The organism is Paenibacillus pabuli NBRC 13638, assembly GCF_001514495.1.
Taxonomy (GTDB): domain Bacteria; phylum Bacillota; class Bacilli; order Paenibacillales; family Paenibacillaceae; genus Paenibacillus; species Paenibacillus pabuli.
The window spans coordinates 114,344-131,299 of sequence record NZ_BCNM01000013.1 but is presented as its reverse complement, the minus strand read 5'-3'; the positions used below and the strand labels follow the sequence as shown (position 1 = coordinate 131,299).

General features: G+C 47.6%; 14 protein-coding genes. 13 read left to right on the top strand and 1 reads right to left on the bottom strand.

Annotated elements, in window-relative coordinates; genetic code table 11:
• Nucleotides 1–17 precede the first annotated feature (17 nt).
• The 11 genes from PPA03S_RS18400 to PPA03S_RS18355 all read left to right on the top strand — a co-directional run bounded on the left by PPA03S_RS18400 (nucleotide 18) and on the right by PPA03S_RS18355 (nucleotide 13,933).
• Nucleotides 18–890, top strand: coding sequence for a carbohydrate ABC transporter permease (locus PPA03S_RS18400; RefSeq protein ID WP_062324941.1), 873 nt, complete (start codon nucleotides 18–20; stop codon nucleotides 888–890).
• Between the two features lie 62 nt (nucleotides 891–952).
• Nucleotides 953–2,452, top strand: coding sequence for an extracellular solute-binding protein (locus tag PPA03S_RS18395; RefSeq protein WP_062324939.1), 1,500 nt, complete (start codon nucleotides 953–955; stop codon nucleotides 2,450–2,452).
• 23 nt (nucleotides 2,453–2,475) lie between these two features.
• Nucleotides 2,476–3,585 carry a glycoside hydrolase family 88/105 protein gene (locus tag PPA03S_RS18390; RefSeq protein WP_062324937.1) on the top strand — a complete coding sequence of 370 codons (1,110 nt, stop codon included), beginning with the start codon at nucleotides 2,476–2,478 and terminating at the stop codon, nucleotides 3,583–3,585.
• 80 nt (nucleotides 3,586–3,665) lie between these two features.
• Nucleotides 3,666–5,177, top strand: coding sequence for an extracellular solute-binding protein (locus PPA03S_RS18385; RefSeq protein WP_082704219.1), 1,512 nt, complete (start codon nucleotides 3,666–3,668; stop codon nucleotides 5,175–5,177).
• Between the two features lie 172 nt (nucleotides 5,178–5,349).
• Nucleotides 5,350–7,404, top strand: coding sequence for a type I pullulanase (pulA, locus tag PPA03S_RS18380; protein ID WP_062324935.1), 2,055 nt, complete (start codon nucleotides 5,350–5,352; stop codon nucleotides 7,402–7,404).
• A gap of 391 nt (nucleotides 7,405–7,795) precedes the next feature.
• On the top strand, nucleotides 7,796–10,675 hold the full coding sequence (pulA, locus tag PPA03S_RS18375; RefSeq protein ID WP_062324933.1) for a type I pullulanase: 2,880 nt from the start codon (nucleotides 7,796–7,798) through the stop codon (nucleotides 10,673–10,675).
• 279 nt (nucleotides 10,676–10,954) lie between these two features.
• Complete coding sequence (locus PPA03S_RS18370; RefSeq protein WP_062324931.1) at nucleotides 10,955–11,587, top strand: 50S ribosomal protein L25; 633 nt, start codon at nucleotides 10,955–10,957, stop codon at nucleotides 11,585–11,587.
• 111 nt (nucleotides 11,588–11,698) lie between these two features.
• Nucleotides 11,699–12,079: a hypothetical protein gene (locus tag PPA03S_RS33975; protein ID WP_245683660.1), complete on the top strand. Its 381-nt coding sequence runs from the start codon at nucleotides 11,699–11,701 to the stop codon at nucleotides 12,077–12,079.
• A gap of 7 nt (nucleotides 12,080–12,086) precedes the next feature.
• Nucleotides 12,087–12,281, top strand: a complete 195-nt coding sequence (locus PPA03S_RS33970) for a hypothetical protein (RefSeq protein ID WP_245683659.1) — start codon at nucleotides 12,087–12,089, stop codon at nucleotides 12,279–12,281.
• A 273-nt stretch (nucleotides 12,282–12,554) separates the two neighbouring features.
• Nucleotides 12,555–13,520 (top strand): helix-turn-helix transcriptional regulator, encoded by a 966-nt coding sequence (locus PPA03S_RS18360; RefSeq protein ID WP_062324929.1) that lies wholly within the window; start codon nucleotides 12,555–12,557, stop codon nucleotides 13,518–13,520.
• A gap of 50 nt (nucleotides 13,521–13,570) precedes the next feature.
• The gene (locus tag PPA03S_RS18355; RefSeq protein WP_062324927.1) at nucleotides 13,571–13,933 is read left to right on the top strand and encodes an HIRAN domain-containing protein; all 363 of its coding nucleotides are present in this window, start codon (nucleotides 13,571–13,573) and stop codon (nucleotides 13,931–13,933) included.
• A gap of 34 nt (nucleotides 13,934–13,967) precedes the next feature.
• Here PPA03S_RS18355 and PPA03S_RS18350 read toward each other — a convergent pair whose 3' ends face one another.
• Nucleotides 13,968–15,068: a glycosyltransferase family 4 protein gene (locus PPA03S_RS18350; protein ID WP_062324925.1), complete on the bottom strand. Its 1,101-nt coding sequence runs from the start codon at nucleotides 15,066–15,068 to the stop codon at nucleotides 13,968–13,970.
• A 244-nt stretch (nucleotides 15,069–15,312) separates the two neighbouring features.
• Between PPA03S_RS18350 and PPA03S_RS18345 the strand changes: the two genes are divergently transcribed.
• Together PPA03S_RS18345 and PPA03S_RS18340 are read left to right on the top strand one after the other, a co-directional pair.
• Nucleotides 15,313–15,630 carry a DUF3817 domain-containing protein gene (locus PPA03S_RS18345; protein WP_167666070.1) on the top strand — a complete coding sequence of 106 codons (318 nt, stop codon included), beginning with the start codon at nucleotides 15,313–15,315 and terminating at the stop codon, nucleotides 15,628–15,630.
• 279 nt (nucleotides 15,631–15,909) lie between these two features.
• Nucleotides 15,910–16,728: a TerC family protein gene (locus tag PPA03S_RS18340; RefSeq protein WP_062324921.1), complete on the top strand. Its 819-nt coding sequence runs from the start codon at nucleotides 15,910–15,912 to the stop codon at nucleotides 16,726–16,728.
• Nucleotides 16,729–16,956 lie beyond the last annotated feature (228 nt).

Genomic DNA, 16,956 nt, shown 5'->3' with positions numbered 1-16,956 from the left:
CAGGAGTGAACCTTAAAATGCAACAGGATAAAACGTGGGGCAACCGAATCTTTGATATTGTCAATCATGGCTTGCTGCTGTTGATCGGAATCGTAACCGTCATCCCGTTCATTTATATACTGGCGGTATCGTTTACCAGCCCTCATGAAGTGGCCAAGGGAGGATTCATTCTTTTCCCAAAAGAATTCTCACTTGCCGCTTACCGCTACATTTTCTCAACAGACACCTTGATTCGCAGCCTGGGTGTATCGATCTATATTACCGTAGTTGGAACACTGCTTAACTTGTTGTTCACGTCGCTCATGGCGTATCCGCTCTCAAGAAGATATTTGCGTGGACGTCAGCCCATCTTGCTGGGGGTACTGTTCACGATGCTGTTCAGCGGCGGGATGATTCCAACCTACTTTGTCGTCAAATCCCTGCATCTAACCGATACGTTATGGTCCCTGATGCTGCCTACCGCAATCAGCGCGTTTAACCTGATCGTACTTAAGAACTTCTTCCAGGCCATACCGGACGAACTGGAGGATGCCGCCAAAATAGATGGTTGTAACGATGTGGGCGTATTGTTCCGAATTGTTCTGCCCTTGTCGATGCCGGCAATGGCAACCTTCTCTCTCTTTTACGCGGTGGCTCACTGGAACAGCTTCTTCAATGCAGTCATTTATATCAACGATAGTGAAAAGTGGCCCGTACAGGTGTGGTTACGGGAAATAGTCATCCTGGCTCAGAGCCGGATCGGGGATACCAGTATCGAAGAGACCGAGATTCAGCCGCTCACCATTCGCATGGCCGTAATCGTGTTCTCCACTATTCCAATCATGCTCGTGTATCCGTTCCTGCAAAAGCACTTCGCCAAAGGAGTGATGCTGGGTTCGGTAAAAGGTTAGTTTGCACATGTTTTGGATCTTAGAATGGTCATCATTGCATATAAAAGGGAGGTTTTCGTTGGATGAAAGCAACAAAAAAGAAAGCCGTAGCTGTCCTGAGCTCACTTGCACTGATAACAGGCTTACTGGCAGGATGCGGATCGGATGAAGGTCAGGCTGCCGAGGGCGGTGTTCAGAATGTGTCCATCGCCATTGCACAGGTAGGAGATGTGCCGAGCAAAGGCAATGAGGTTCAGCAGAAGATTGAGGCGTACACAAACACCAAACTGGACATTCAGTGGATTCCGGCTTCGGCCTACAATGACAAAATTAATGTCATGATTGCATCAAGCGATATGCCCAAAATTGTGAAAGTTCAGTATAACCCAACCGTGACCAGTGCCATGCGTAATGATGTATTTTGGGAAGTTGGACCTTTGTTGAAGGATTATAAAAATCTGTCGGCTCAGAACGAGCGTTTCTTTAACAATATCAAGGTGGAAGGCAAAATCTACGGGGTTCCGGTGTTCTCTGATATTGCTCGCGCGACAGTCATTTACCGTAAAGACTGGTTCGAAAAGCTGAACCTTCAGGTACCGACGACGCCGGATGAATGGTATGAAACGATCAAAACGCTGTCGACCTCCGATCCGGATGGAGATGGTCAGGATAATACGTTCGGATTGATGCTTTTCAAAAAATATAATGAGGATCAATACTCCTTCACGACGCGTCTTGGCGTAAGTTTTGGTGCACCAAACAAGTGGAAGGTAGAGGATGACGGCAGCTTTACGCCTGAATTCATGACACCGGAATACATGCAGGTACTGGATTTGCTGAAACGTTTGTATAGCGAGAAACTGCTGAATCAGGACTTTGCCGTATTTGACTCCACAGAAGCGGAGAAGAAATATGATACAGGTGTTGTCGGCATGCGTATCGGTGTTGCCCAGAACGGAAAGAGCCAACAAGAGCGTCTGTCCAAGAATGACCCGGATGGCGTAGTAGACATCGCAGGTTTGCTGGGAGTGAATGGAGATCGTGTGGCAGGACAGACGGGTAACTCCGGTATTCTGGCATTTCCGAAAGCAACGGTAAAGTCAGAAGAAGAGCTGAAGAACCTCCTGTCTTTCTTGGATAAATTAATGGACCCTGAGATGGCGACTCTGCTGATGCGTGGCATTGAAGACAAACATTACAAGAAAGCTGGCGAAGATCAGGTGGAGATGAGCGACTTCGATGCGTTTCAGCGTGAAGTGAAGCCTTATCGTGATAACCTGCCTTATGTTGAAGGCTACAATGTTCCGAAGCTGAAGGATACTGAGCTCGGCGAGAAAGGTACGGATCTTGCCAAAGAGCTGGCGGAACATGCTGTGCCGAACCCTGCGCTGACATTATACTCGCCTACTTATGGCGATCGCGGAGCAGATCTGGATCAGATGATTGCGGATGCACAGACCAAATATATTATGGGCAAAATCGATGAAAATGGCTGGAAACAGGAAATCGAGAATTGGGCTAATGCGGGTGGTACCAAAATTCGTGAGGAATATGCTGAAGACTACAAAAAACAGGCTCAATAAAAAGCCGGAAGCGGAGGAACTCCATGAAAGAAACCTTACAATTTACACCGGTACGGATGGCCGAACAATTCATGGAAAGTTATCGCAATCATGAGTTGTATCCTACTTGGCATTATGAAAATGGTTGTCTGCTGAAAGCGCTGGAAGAGCTGCACACTCATACCGGAGAACAGAAATATTTCGATTACATTCGTGAACTGATGGATAACTTCATTCAAGAAGATGGCTCAATTCGCTCCTATGCAGTCGAGGAATATAATCTGGATCAGATTAATCAGGGGAAATCGCTGTTCCTGTTGCTGGATAAAACCGGGGAAGAGAAGTATCGTCAAGCCGCGGATTTGCTCATGATCCAGCTTAAGGGGCAGCCTCGTACGAGTGAAGGCGGATTCTGGCACAAGAAGATCTACCCATTCCAGATGTGGCTGGATGGGTTGTACATGGCGACTCCGTTCCTTACACAGTATGGTGCGGTAACAGGCGAAGAGAAGTGGTTCGACGCAGCGGCATTGCAGCTGCTGCTGGTAGAGAAGCGTACACGCGATTCACGCAGTGGTCTGTTGTACCATGCCTGGGACGAAAGCAGGGAACAGCGCTGGAGCTCGGGAGAAACCGGATGCTCTCCGCATGTATGGAGCCGAGCGATGGGCTGGTATGTGATGGCGGTGGTGGATACACTGGATCATCTGCCTGTAGATCATGAGCAGCGGGGTCAGATCGTGGGGATTTTCGAACGTGTAGCGAATGCGCTTGTACATGTACAGGATCAGCAAACCGGGCTATGGCCTCATTTGCTCGATCAGCCCGGGCGTGAACGCAACTATCTGGAGGCTTCGGGGACCTCAATGTTTGTGTATGCACTGGCGAAGGGGGTACGTAAGGGTTACCTGAGCGGCAAATTCAAGGCGATTGCAGAAAAGGGATACCAGGGTCTCCTGCAGCATCTGCTGCAAACAGATCGGGAGGGCGTACTGTCTCTGACGCAATGTAACGGCGGTGCAGGCCTGGGTGGCAGTCCGTATCGAGACGGGTCATACGAGTACTATGTGACTGAATCCATTCGGATTAATGATCCGAAATCGGTAGCTCCATTTATTTTGGCAGGAGTGGAGATGGAACTGGCGATACGCTAGTTCCCTTCTTCAGACATTTATGAGAGCGCATTCATGGTATGCGCCCTGAACAATTTGGTTATCCAAAGGAGAGATGGTTCATGAGTCCAAAAGGTCGGATGTCCCGTTTAGGCGGATTGGTCGTGGTTGGTGCAATGTCCGCCGGACTGCTTGCAGGGTGTGGGGGAGAAAAAGCGCCTGCGGCAGGGGAAGGCAAACTTCCCATTTCGATTTCGTTGATGCAGGTTGGTGATGTGCCAGCCAAGGAGAACGGGATTGAACAAAAGATTGAGGAATATACGAATACGGATGTCAGTGTACAGTGGATTCCGCAGTCTGCTTTTGATGATAAAGTGAACGTCATGGTAGCTTCGGGCGAGATGCCAACCATTATGCGCGTGAATTATGTGCCCACAACATTTAATGCAGCCAAAACGGGGCTGTTCTGGGAAATTGGACCTTATCTGAAGGATTATAAAAACTTGTCTGCCCAATCCGAGGCTTATTTTGACAATATCAAAATTGAAGGCAAGATATACGGGGTACCCAACTTCCGCGACATCGGGCGTACAGCCATGGTGTACCGAAAGGACTGGTTCGACAAGCTGAAGCTGGAAGTACCGAAAACGCTGGATGACTGGTATGAAGTGATGCGCTCCGTTCGCAAGGATGATCCTGATGGTAATGGCAAAGAGGATACGTATGGAACGGTGCTGTTCAAAAAGTACAACGAAGGTGTATCCTCTCCGCTGACACGGATCGCTGTAAGCATTGGAGGGGTGAACAAGTGGGGTATGGACGATGCAGGCAAACTTACCCCTGAATTTCTGACCACAGAATATGTGGACACGATGAAGCTGTTCAAGCGTCTGTTCAGTGAGGGGCTGATCAACAGTGATTTTCCGGCACTGGACCCTTCTGATGCGGACAAAAAAATCGACTCCGGTCTCGTAGCCATGAAGCTGAACGGTGTTGCTCAGAACGGAAAGTCATTCCAGCAGCGTCTGACGCCAAACGTGGCTGATGGCGAGATTGATGTGGCCCCATTCCAGGGACCTGATGGCATTCGAATCGCCGGGGAACCAGGGAACTATGGTATGCTCGTCATTCCCAAAGCTTCCGTACCGGACGAAGAACAGTTAAAACAGGTGCTGACGTTCCTGGACCAACTGATGGACGAACCGCTGAGTACGCTTCAGCTGCGTGGTCTCGAAGATGTGCATTATACGAAGACTTCGGATGGCAAAACCGAGTTCAAGGACTTCGACGGATATCAGCGTGAAGTGAAGCCTTATCGTGACAATCTGCTAAGCGTTGAAGGATATAACGTGTCTGAGCTTGTCGATGTACCGATTGGAATGAAGGGGACGAAGATGGCGCGTGAAAATGAGCAGTATGCTATTCCAAATCCGGCGCTAACCCTGTCCTCTGCCATCTATACCGAGCGAGGCCAGGAGCTGGACCAGATGATCTGGGATGCGCAGACCAAGTACATTATGGGCAAAATCGATGATGCCGGCTGGGAGCAGGAAGTGGCAAACTGGAGAAAATCGGGTGGCGACCAGCTCATCACTGAATTGGAAGCATCGTATGCGGAGCTGAACGGAAAGTGATAGGGGCACAATGGAGCAAGCTGTGTTTTACGTAGAACGACGTAAAGCATGGCTTGTTTTTTTATGGTCTTTTTCACCCCGGGATTATGGTTAGGGGACAGAAGGGGTATAAAAAGTAAGGAGCATTCGTTCCGCATCCATTATATTGCTCATCGAGAGGGGAGTACACATCATGATTCACGACCATCACAAGCCTGCAGCATGGGATTTGGAGGATACATACCAAGGAAGAGATCTGGGTGTCACGATGGAACCACAAGCCTGTAGTTTCAAAGTGTGGACGCCTGCCGCAAAGCAGGTGGATGTACTGATCTACCCACCTTCAACAGGGGGAACTCCCAGTGAACCGAAGAATCAGGAGGTACAGCAAGAAATACCTATGAACAGGCAGGATCAGGGCATCTGGTTCCTGAAGCTAGAAGGCGAATGGAACAGTTATCGTTATATGTACAGGGTCACCTTTGATGACGGACGGCAGGAGATTGCAGTTGATCCTTATGCACGGGCAGTGACCATGAATGGAGAAATGGGTGTCATCGTCAGGCTGGAACAGTCCCACCCGAAGGGGTGGAATGAGGATATTCGTCCAGAACTGGAGAGCCCGGTAGATGCTGTCTTATATGAGCTGCATGTGCGCGATTTCTCGATCCATGAGTCATCCGGCATGAGGCATAAAGGAAAATATTTGGCTTTTACCGAGACAGGTCTGCGCGATTCATACGGGAATACGCTGGGGATCGACCATTTGGTTGAGCTGGGAATCACGCATGTACATCTGCTTCCGGTATTTGATTTTGCGACAGTGGACGAATCGAAGGCAGATGACGGGACCTCCGATTGCTCACGTTATAACTGGGGATATGATCCGCTCCACTACAACGTTCCAGAAGGTTCCTATGCTTCACGTGCAGATGAGCCGGAGACCAGAATTCGAGAGTTCAAATCGATGGTGCTCGCCCTTCATGAGAAGGGGATCGGAGTCATCATGGATGTGGTGTACAATCATACGTATGACACCGCCGGGAGCTCATTTGAGAAACTTGTTCCAGGGTATTACTATCGTCAGAATCCAGATGGCACGTACAGCAATGGATCAGGTACAGGCAATGAAGTGGCTACGGAGCGCCCAATGGTGCGCAAGTTTATCATCGACTCCGTACGGTACTGGGCAGAGGAATACCATGTGGACGGGTTTCGTTTTGACCTGATGGGTCTGATTGACACGGCAACGATGAAAGAGCTGGCAGCAGAACTGCATGCCGAGGTTTCTCCTTCCATCCTCTTGTACGGTGAACCCTGGGGAGCGCTGGAATCACCACTTGGGGATCAGATGACACTTAAGGGAGATCAGCGTGAAGCCGGATTTGCTGTATTTAACGATAACTTCCGTGGAACGATCAAAGGCGATAGCGATGGAACGGGCACCGGATTTGCTACAGGAGCGGAGGGAAAGGAAGATGAGATATGGACAGGCGTACGGGGAGCCATTACCGATTTTACGGCTGGCCCATCGGAAACGATTAATTATGTCACCGTACATGATAATCTCAACCTGTGGGACAAAGTCGCCCAGACACAAGGATTGCACGATACGCTGGGATTTATCACATATAGCGAGGATGGTCGTGTGAAAGGCAGCGCCAACGTGGAAGAGGCTGTACAGCAGGCGAAGCCGTATTTGCACGTTGACCCGGATCGAATACTGGAGAACGAAACGGTCCGGCGCTGTCTGCTTGCTAATGGCATCGTATTGACTTCCCATGGGGTTCCATTGCTTGCGGCTGGAGATGAATTTCTGCGAAGCAAATACGGCGATGCCAACAGTCATGAGAGTGGGGATTCAGTCAATGCCATTCGGTGGGAGCAAAAGCAGCAGTTTAAGCCTGTATACGATTATTATCGTGGTCTGATTCGTCTCCGGCGCGAGCATCCTGCTTTTCGCCTTCGCACCCGGGAAGAGATTGAGCAGCATGTTCGATGGCTTGAAAAAGGAAAAGGGATGTTGGCCTATGAATTGGCCGGCAAGGCTGTCGGAGATTCATGGGAGCGGCTGGTCATCATCTACAATGCTGCCAAAGAGGCGGTTACAATCTCTGTGTCCTCCGGTGGTGCATGGAATGTGGTTGTAGAGCAGGGAAAAGCAGGAACACAGACGCTGCGTACGATCAATGACAGTCAGATCAGCGTTCCCCCGTTATCCATGACGGTTATGTACACGGGTGAATGATCATTCGTACCACTTGTACAGTTGTATCACTTGTACAGCACTAAAGCCTGAACAGATAATAGGGAACCTTGCCAACTTAACATGAGTTGGTAGAGTAACGAGATTCTTTTTGTTCAACCCCTCCTCCCTTGTGGAGCGAGGGGTGTTCTTCTGTTCTGCATCTTTTTTTCATCAGGACAGTACAAATGCTGTCAATCTATGGCGCTTGTTTACATATGCTGTATCTTGAAAGCGATTGCTATGAGTATGTGCATTGTATATTTAAAATGCTAATTGAAAGCCTCTGTTCAACCGATATGTTGAGTACAGACAACCCCGTGTTGACAAATGACGTCTCGCTCCGTAACATCGGGACAACACGAAATCAATGGATATAAAGGCGGTGGGAACGATGCCGGAATGGACATCTTTTCGTTATGAAGGCAACGATCTTGGCTTATCATATACTCGTGCTGCAAGCACATTCAAGCTGTGGGCACCTACAGCACAGCAGGTATCCATACTCATTTTTGAGAACGAAGGCCGCTACGATTCAAGTGGGAAAGTGACCGAACATGATGACGGACAGAAAAGGTCGATGACCCGTGACCCGGATGGAATATGGAGTATACAGCTTGAAGGGGATTGGGCAGGACATTATTATATGTATCACATTATGCATGATGATCAGCAAGTTGAAGTGGCACCAGACCCTTATGCTCGTGCAGTATCGGCCAATGGACAGCGTATGGCTATAATCGATCCCAATACAACCCATCCAGTGGATTGGGAAGAAGATGTGAAGCCTGTATTTCTGCGTCCGGCAGATGCTGTTCTATATGAATTGCATGTGCGTGACTTCTCTTCCGACCCCCATGCCGAAATTCCATATAAGGGTAAATATTTAGCATTTACCGCTTCGGGACTGACGGACAGAGGTGGTAACCGCATTGGTGTAGACCATCTTGTCGAACTCGGCATCACCCATGTTCATCTTCTGCCCATAGCGGATTATCAGACGGTTGATGAATTGGCGACAACAACGGACGTTGGCTTGAATGCCAGAGTCCCATACAACTGGGGGTATGACCCGCAGCATTATAATGTGCCGGAAGGCTCCTATGCGACTGATCCGCGTGATCCTGCGGTCCGAATCAGAGAGTTCAAGGCATTGGTTCAATCTCTTCACCGACAAGGCATTCGCGTCGTGCTGGATGTGGTCTACAACCATACGTATGGCGTAGATGAGGGTCCTTTTGAACGGATTGTACCAGGTTACTATTATCGTTATCGCGAGGATGGCACACTGAGCAATGGTTCGGGTGTAGGCAATGAACTGGCTACAGAACGGCCGATGGTGCGAAAATATATTCTGGACTCCCTCTTGTACTGGGCAGAGGAATACCATGTGGACGGATTTCGCTTCGACCTGATGGGTCTAATCGATACGGACACGATGAATGAACTAACCCGCGAGTTGCGGGAACAGATTGATCCGGCTTTTATGATCTACGGAGAACCATGGACAGGCGGAGACTCACCACTGGAGCGGAAAACGTTAAAAGGAACACAGCGCGGCCAGGGATTTGCCGTTTTTAATGATCATTTCCGCAGTGCCATCAAAGGGGATAGTGATGGTTTTGGCAAAGGGTTTGTTACCGGAGCAGGCGGTAAGGAGTACGAGATTGCGATGGGTGTAGCCGGAGCGCTGGATGATTTTACATCTTCTCCTCTGGAATCCGTCAATTATGTAACAGCCCATGATAATCTAAATCTCTGGGACAAAATCGCGACAACAATGAATCTCAGACATGCTCTTGGCTTCCCCGTATGGAGAGACGGGCAGCCGCTAGAGGGCGGAAGTGCCGAATCTGCGGTAAAAGCAGCAGATCCCTATCGATATGTTGATGCAGATGATGTGCTTGATCATGAGATGGTCCGTCGTTCCTTGCTCTCCACAGGGATTTTGCTTACCTCTCAGGGAATTCCATTCCTCCATGCAGGGGATGAGATGCTGAGATCCAAAGCCGGGGATCACAACAGCTATCGCAGCGGGGACGCCGTGAATACGATCACTTGGGCTAACAAAGCTCGCTTCAGACCTGTTTTTGACTATTATCGCGGCCTGATTCATCTGCGCCGCACACATCCTGCTTTTCGGATGATTAACGCCGAGCAGGTGCGGAATCATCTTCGCATCATGCGTGCAGAAGGAAATGTAATTGCATTTATCCTGAAGGACGGAGCGAATCAGGATACCTGGAATCAGATCGTGGTGATCTATAACGGAACAGGACAGCAACAGCAGGTGAGTCTGCCGGAAGGGAATTGGCATGTCGTGGTGAATGATCATCAGGCGGGTACGGACCTCATTGAGACCGTGACGGGCGCTGTTTTGGTTGAACGGTGGTCTTTGATGGTACTGTACGACACAGAGTATGCTGTGAGTGCTGAGCCCGCTGTAATTGAGATCCATGCGCCTCGTCTAGTATATAATTCCGGAGAGGTTGCCGGGTTGCGAGCATTGGTAAAAGACAGCTTCGGTAATGTGATGGAGAACGCCTCTGTGACCTGGAGATCTTCGGAACCGCACGTTATCGAGATTCAGTCCGATGGAACCATTCACACGGGGGAGACCGGGGAAGCGACCATTAGCGTCCAATGCGGCACGATCACCACAGAGTGTACACTGCAGGTCGACCACCTCCATCCGGAACGAATTGAGATCGTTGGGGAATCTGTGATGTACACAACACGTGTCAGTCGATTCCGCGCCCTGGTTCTGGATCAATTCGGCCAGCCTTTGCAAGGCATGAATATACGGTGGAGCTCGACTCACCCAGATCGTGCTGCTGTGAGTACAGCAGGAATTGTTCGTGCTTTGGCAGCAGGGGCGACTCAGATTATCGCGGAGGCTGGTGGAATTCAGGCATCACTGTATATCAAGATCCACAAACCGATTTCGCGTATTGTCACACTCCGATATGAACGGGAAGATCAGCGTTATGAGGGATGGGATGTCTGGGTATGGGGCACAGGCATGGAGGATGGAGCTTTTCCGCTGGAGCGAGTGGGCCATGGAGCAGAAGCCCGCTTTCGCGTGGCTCCAGGATTGCAACATCTGGGCTTCATTATTCGGCTGAACGAGTGGGAGGCCAAGGATACCTGTGGCGATCGATATGTAGACATCATTCCTGAAGACGGAGATGTGCAGATTGTCGTTCATAGTGGATCGGATCAGATGCAAGTTATTCGCGACAGCGAGGAAGAGGAAGATCGTAACAGTGCTTAAATTTGGCTAGGTAATAGCTTTATACAGAGGTTAAGAGGTATATAATTTATAGGTGGCCGGAAGGTATTCCGGCTGCCTTTTTGTTCAAAAAAATGATACATTTGCCCGGGGAAATAAAAAAATGATACAAGCCAGTGTTTGAATTGGTCTATCATTGGGGTAAATATAGATATGGCCCCAGATTCGGCCACAGCATTCAAAGGCCATTCTGGTCGAAAAGAGAAGCTTAAGCTTCTAACAAAAATGAAGTAAGGATCCCTTGAAGGAGGATGTTCAATCATGAAATCCAACGGAAAAATGGCTCAACTTACGGCAACCCCAAGAACTGAAAAGAAAGGTGCAGCATTGCGCCTGTTAAGACAAGGCGGACGCGTTCCGGCTGTCGTTTATGGCCCGGGACTGGAAGGCGCCGCGATACATGTGGATGAAAAGGAAATGCTGAAAGTAGCACGTACAGGCCGCTCCGAGATGTTCAATCTCCAAGTGGAGGGTGGCAAAACGGTTCCGGTTCTAATCAAGGATCAGCAAGAACGTAACGGACGTCTATTGCATGTAGACTTCCTGCAAATTTCCAAGAACAAGCCGATCAGTGTAAGTGTATCGATCGACTTCCAAGGTACCGCAGCTGGTTCCAAAGCAGGCGGTGTGTTCCAGACGCAGGAAACGCAATTGGAGGTCGAAGGGCTTCCAGCTGATCTGCCTACCTCCATTGAGGTGGATGTTAGCGGATTGGAAATTGGTGATCGCTTGACGGCGGCAGATATCAAGCTGGATAAAGGCCTGACTCTGGTGACGTCAGCTGATTCCATCATCGCTTCCGTGATGCCGCCACAAGCAGCTGAGGAGGAGCCTACGGCTTCTGCTGATGAAGCTGTACCGGCACCAGAAGAAGAAACAGCCAAAGAAGAATAGAGGATCAGAATGTCCAATATTCTGTACTTTTACGAAAGCCCGGTCATGGCGACCGGGCTTTTTATGTTCCTTACGTGAAGCCAAGACAATGCGATGGAATGTATTGTGGTTTTGAGTTATGACAGATTGCTGCATAGCGGTATTATTCGTTATGATAGCTATAGGTACAATTTGCACAAGAAAGCAGGTTCGCTGATGTTTGATCCAACGATATACGACAATTTGAAAGTAGGCTTTGAAAATCACTTGTATGATCTAGATAATCTGGATGAACTCATTTCCATAACGGATCGGAAGGATCGGTTGGAGATGGCTGGCATGTCGAGAGAGTTCATGTTGCAATTTTGCCTAAGAGATTGCCCAGAAGTCACAGGTGAAGTAGTACTGAGCACCTCGCTAGAGGAACTGGCAACTGAGATTCTGGAGATACCGGTTGGGCAGGCGGGTTGTCGTTTGTGGCTGCGGTTTAACATGATTATTAAGGAGCCGTAGCTCTGTATTGCAGCAGAGCTGGCCGGAACAACGAAGGGTGCACCACATTCATTATATATTTGAAGAACAGCCAGCAACGTACGATGTCACAGCTGAAGTCCATTTTGACCGAAGCGTCAATGAAGAACAGATGGGAGATATCCCTGATCTGTGTGATCATATGGTCCATGTGTTGAACGAATTAGTGCAACTGCACCATTAAACAAACGAAAAAGTCTTGTCTCTGGTCAAAGAGACAAGGCTTTTTTTATTATTTATTTGAAATTTACATAGGCTTTCAGACGTAGGTATAAGGACATGAGGTTAATATTTTACGCAAGCAAGTAAGAGAATGTATATTTAATAAGCCGAATAAGTGCGATTGAACTATACACATAAGGTGAAATTGCGAAAATGAGTTTGGGACTAAAGATTTAGTACTGTACTAAAGGAACTAGTTTTCCTTGCCGATAAAATATCGAAGGGGAGAAACTACATGACAGAGAAATTAATTCGTCTGCTGCGTATACTTCAAGCTATACAAGCGAATCCCGGAATTTCCGCCAAAGAATTGGCTGTGAAATGCGGTACAACTGTGCGCACGATTTATCGCGATCTCCGAATCTTGGACAGGGTTGCCCCTATTATGAACGAGGGTTATGGCAAAGGGTATCGGTTCATTGGCGAATTTGCCATGTATCCTCTGGACTTTACAGAACAGGAAGCGATGGTCTTCTCTATGCTCCCATCCGTAGTGGATACCTCACAACTTCCGGCTGAATTTGATTCAGCTTTTGATAAGGTAATGTCAGCTCATACCAAATTAAAAACGAGAAATAGTGACATTGTAGAGAATATTGCGGGTATTATTCGTATGGGGACTCCTGCCTATCGAGAAGAAGGAAGATATCCGAATCTGCTAATTCCAGTTATTGAAGCCATTCTGGACCAGCAAACGATTCGAACCGAGTATCATACACTTATGAATAATGAAATAACGGTCAGGGACATAGATCCCTATTACCTCATTCCGCGTGATCAGCGTTTCTATTTAATTGGTTATTGCCACTTGCTGCAGAAAGTCCACTTGTTTAGGGTCAGTCGCTTTCTGGACGTTACACCAACCCATACGCATTTTGTTAAGGGTGATTTCAATATAACGCAGTTCATGAAAAACACGTGGTCCATCGATCGTGGGGATAAGCTTATTCATTTCAAAGTAAGATTCACAGAGAAAGTGGTCCCCTACATAAAAGAAGAAGAGATGTTTGTTCGTCCACGAATGACGGATATGGCAGATGGTGGATTGTTATTTGAAGTTACGCTGAACAGTAGTCATGAATTTCTGAAATGGTTATATCAATTTGGCCCCGAAGCGGAAGTTCTTGAGCCCCGAGAATATCGGAAAGAAATTCGTAAACAACTCATAGAGTGGATGAAGCACTATGAGGAGGATCAATAATTTCGGCCCCCTTCTAAATTTCGAAAAAATGTGTAAAAGGAGCTTTTGTGATGAGTACCAAATTATTTGCAGCCATGTATGGAATGGAACATTATCATGGCGTAGAAGCTTTACATGTAGGTGATACCCTGTTTCTGGTCAAAGACCCCGACAATCGGCTGGACCGTCAAGCGATTAAGGTAGTCGTCCCTCCGATCGGGACAGTTGGATATATTGTTAATCATCCAAACCTTACTCCACACGGCTGCTGGACTGGTTCAGCAATCTATGATGCTTTCCGCCAACAGACCTGCGCTAAAGTGAAATTTGCCATGAAAGATATGATTATTGTAGAGCTAATTGAAATGATGTATGTCCCTGTTCCGCATATGGATCGCTTTATTTCAGATTGGCAGTCACGCGAAAAAGCCTGACGAAAAGTACGAAATGCACGAAATGTACCAACATTTAATCGCGGATGAGCCTTGTATAGGCCGCTTCAAGCTGGATGGCCGTTCGGGCCCAACTGAAATATTCAACTGCACGGACACGACCCGCTTCTCCAAGAGAACGTGCGAGCGAAGGATTGTCTGCCAGTTTATACAGGTAGAAAGCGAAACTTTGGGGATCGTTATACGGTTTCACCAGATATCCATTACTTCCGGATGTAATGATCTCACGAATGCCTCCATTGTCCGAAGCGATGACGGGTAGTCCGGAAGCCATAGCTTCCACATTAACCAGGCCAAAGGCCTCATGTTTCTGTGAAGGACAAACCAGGCAATCGGCTGCCCGGTACAAAACGTCGATGTGTTCATGGGCGACCTGGCCCCGAAAGGATGTATCAACCTTTAATTTTTTGGCAAGCTGTCGAAGTTTGCGGACGTATGCTTGAGGTCCTCTGCCAACAACGATCAATTGTACGGGTATATGTCGCTGAAGAAGGGATACTGCGCGAATCAGCACATCCACGCCCTTCCCGGGAATCAATCTGCCCACATAAAGGATGGAGAATGGCCCCGAAATACCGAATTGTTTCTGCAGAAGCTGCTGTTCTCCTTTATTTGCAGGCAAGAAGCGGCCCAGGTCCACGCCCAGTGGTATGACACCCATACGTCTTTTCAGGGAAGGAAATCTGCGACCAAGCCTTTGTTTCAGGGATTGACTATTGATGCCAATCCAATTGGCTTGTTTTAACAGCGCTAATCTGGCAGACCCGGGTTGTGCAAAGGTTAACGAGTGAAGATAGAGGACCACAGGCAAGTGGGGAAAAGCGCGTTTAACGGCAGCCATGCTATAAGGTCTGTTATCTACCTGGATCAGATCGAAGGGGTGAATTTTCAGCAAACGGATGACTGACTTGGTGTACTCGGCAGGGCTGGTTGCAGGCACGCGTCTGATCGTAATACCATCGATTCGCTCTGTCATAGCAAGGTCTGGCATCTGACGGCTGATGATCGTCACCTGATGACGGAGTGCAAGTTCGCGAGCAATACCCAGAATACAGATTTCAACTGAGCCGTTACCTGGCACAGGCAGTTTTTCAGGCGCTACCATAGCTATTTTCATTAACAGGCTCCTCCTTGTCCCACATTCGTAACAATCTTCGTCATATATCCTATGTGTTTGGAGTGGATTTGGCTCCTGTGAAATATCGGCGTGAACTAAAATCTTTGAATAGAACGACGAGTCTGAATGGAAAACATATGGAAGGGATAAAATGCTACCTCTGTTAGCGTGGGAGAACTGCCTTTTTGTGATATACTGAACAGGTTGCAAGTCATTTGTCATGTGTATGAGAAGCAGGAGGAAAATGATGTTACATTCACCACTTGGGCGTTTTCGACTGATGTTGTGGTTGCAGGGGCTTTCATATGTGCTGTTGTTGTTTGTTGCTTTTCCATTACGAGATGCGGGGATTATGCCTCAAGCGGTCGTATGGTTTGGCAATATTTACGGTTTTTTATTTCTGATGTATTTGTTATTTATGGTTAGTCTTTATACTACGCAAAAGTGGCGTTTACGCCGTCCGATTGCTATATTTTTTGTCTCGTTTATCCCGCTGGGGAATTTCGTCTATGATTGGTTCGTCTTTCGCAAACTGGATCGTAAACATTCAAATAAAGCTTGACTTTGCATATCGTTATGAATATGATGAGAACAGGTTATTGAACCCGTTTCAACTAAAAACTACATATTCCTGATGTTAAAGGGGAGTAGCTTTCACAGTAAAGTCGTCAGTTCGGGATTACATCCCCGGCTTTATTGGCAGCAATTTTGTTGTTAGCGAGACCTTTACCAAGTTTTCATGCTGGGTAAAGGTCTCTTTTCGTGAATATAAAGGACCTTACCAGCGATGGTAAAGGTCCTTTTTTTTGTACATCATAAGGATACTAAGGGGGAGTCAATTTTGGAGTTATCATTATTATTGGAGTATGGGTGGGTACTTGTCGTCTTAGTAGTCCTGGAGGGGTTACTTGCAGCGGATAATGCACTAGTTCTTGCCATAATGGTTAAGCACTTACCTGATGATAAACGCAAAAAAGCGCTGTTTTATGGTTTGATGGGGGCTTTCATTTTCCGATTGGGTTCACTGTTCCTGATCTCGTTCCTGGTGGACGTGTGGCAAGTTCAAGCGATTGGTGCCCTGTACCTGTTATATATCTCTATTAACCACATTGTCAAAAAGGTGTTGGGAAGCCGAAACAAAACAGATGAAGCGGCTGATTCCACAACCAAAAAACCAAAAAGACAATCCGGTTTTTGGATGACTGTATTTAAGGTGGAAGTGGCAGATATCGCATTCGCTGTGGACTCCATTTTAGCAGCTGTTGCACTTGCTGTGGCTTTGCCTCCTAGTGGATTGCCTCCTATTGGCGGACTTGATGGTGGACAGTTTATCGTCATCTTCCTCGGAGGATTCATTGGTCTGGTCATTATGCGTTTTGCAGCTTCGTTCTTCGTGAAACTGCTCCATTCCCGTCCAGGGCTTGAAGTTGCTGCCTTCGTTATTGTAGGTTGGGTCGGGGTTAAATTGGCTGTTATTACACTTGCACACCCCTCACTGGGTGTTCTGGATGAGCATTTCCCGGAAAATAAAATTTGGAAATTCGGTTTCTATATCGTATTGATTACCATAGCCGTATGCGGTTGGTTCCTGTCCTCCAAAGTTCCTGAAAAAGAAGAGGAGAACCCTGTAGGAGAATTGGAAAAACAAGCTGGGAAATAGTGAATTACGAAGTGATATCTAACATCATGATATGCTCAAGTAGGCAGGGTCTGTTCCTTACAGGCCCTGTTTTTTAATTCTTTTATGTGGCATACAACCGAAAACGAATGAGCATACACGCTGGAGTATTTCCAAGAAAAGGGTTGACACACTGAAACAAGTCCGCTTAATATAAACATAATATTGATGAAGGGAGGCCGAGAGATATGATGGCTGGTTATGATTTGA

What these genes read in the sequence shown, in the direction of transcription:
- PPA03S_RS18400 (WP_062324941.1), top strand. Translation starts at nt 18, where the DNA reads ATGCAACAGGATAAAACGTGGGGCAACCGAATCTTTGATATTGTCAAT.
- PPA03S_RS18395 (WP_062324939.1), top strand. Translation starts at nt 953, where the DNA reads ATGAAAGCAACAAAAAAGAAAGCCGTAGCTGTCCTGAGCTCACTTGCA.
- PPA03S_RS18390 (WP_062324937.1), top strand. Translation starts at nt 2,476, where the DNA reads ATGAAAGAAACCTTACAATTTACACCGGTACGGATGGCCGAACAATTC.
- PPA03S_RS18385 (WP_082704219.1), top strand. Translation starts at nt 3,666, where the DNA reads ATGAGTCCAAAAGGTCGGATGTCCCGTTTAGGCGGATTGGTCGTGGTT.
- pulA (WP_062324935.1), top strand. Translation starts at nt 5,350, where the DNA reads ATGATTCACGACCATCACAAGCCTGCAGCATGGGATTTGGAGGATACA.
- pulA (WP_062324933.1), top strand. Translation starts at nt 7,796, where the DNA reads ATGCCGGAATGGACATCTTTTCGTTATGAAGGCAACGATCTTGGCTTA.
- PPA03S_RS18370 (WP_062324931.1), top strand. Translation starts at nt 10,955, where the DNA reads ATGAAATCCAACGGAAAAATGGCTCAACTTACGGCAACCCCAAGAACT.
- PPA03S_RS18360 (WP_062324929.1), top strand. Translation starts at nt 12,555, where the DNA reads ATGACAGAGAAATTAATTCGTCTGCTGCGTATACTTCAAGCTATACAA.
- PPA03S_RS18355 (WP_062324927.1), top strand. Translation starts at nt 13,571, where the DNA reads ATGAGTACCAAATTATTTGCAGCCATGTATGGAATGGAACATTATCAT.
- PPA03S_RS18350 (WP_062324925.1), bottom strand. Translation starts at nt 15,068, where the DNA reads ATGAAAATAGCTATGGTAGCGCCTGAAAAACTGCCTGTGCCAGGTAAC.
- PPA03S_RS18345 (WP_167666070.1), top strand. Translation starts at nt 15,313, where the DNA reads ATGATGTTACATTCACCACTTGGGCGTTTTCGACTGATGTTGTGGTTG.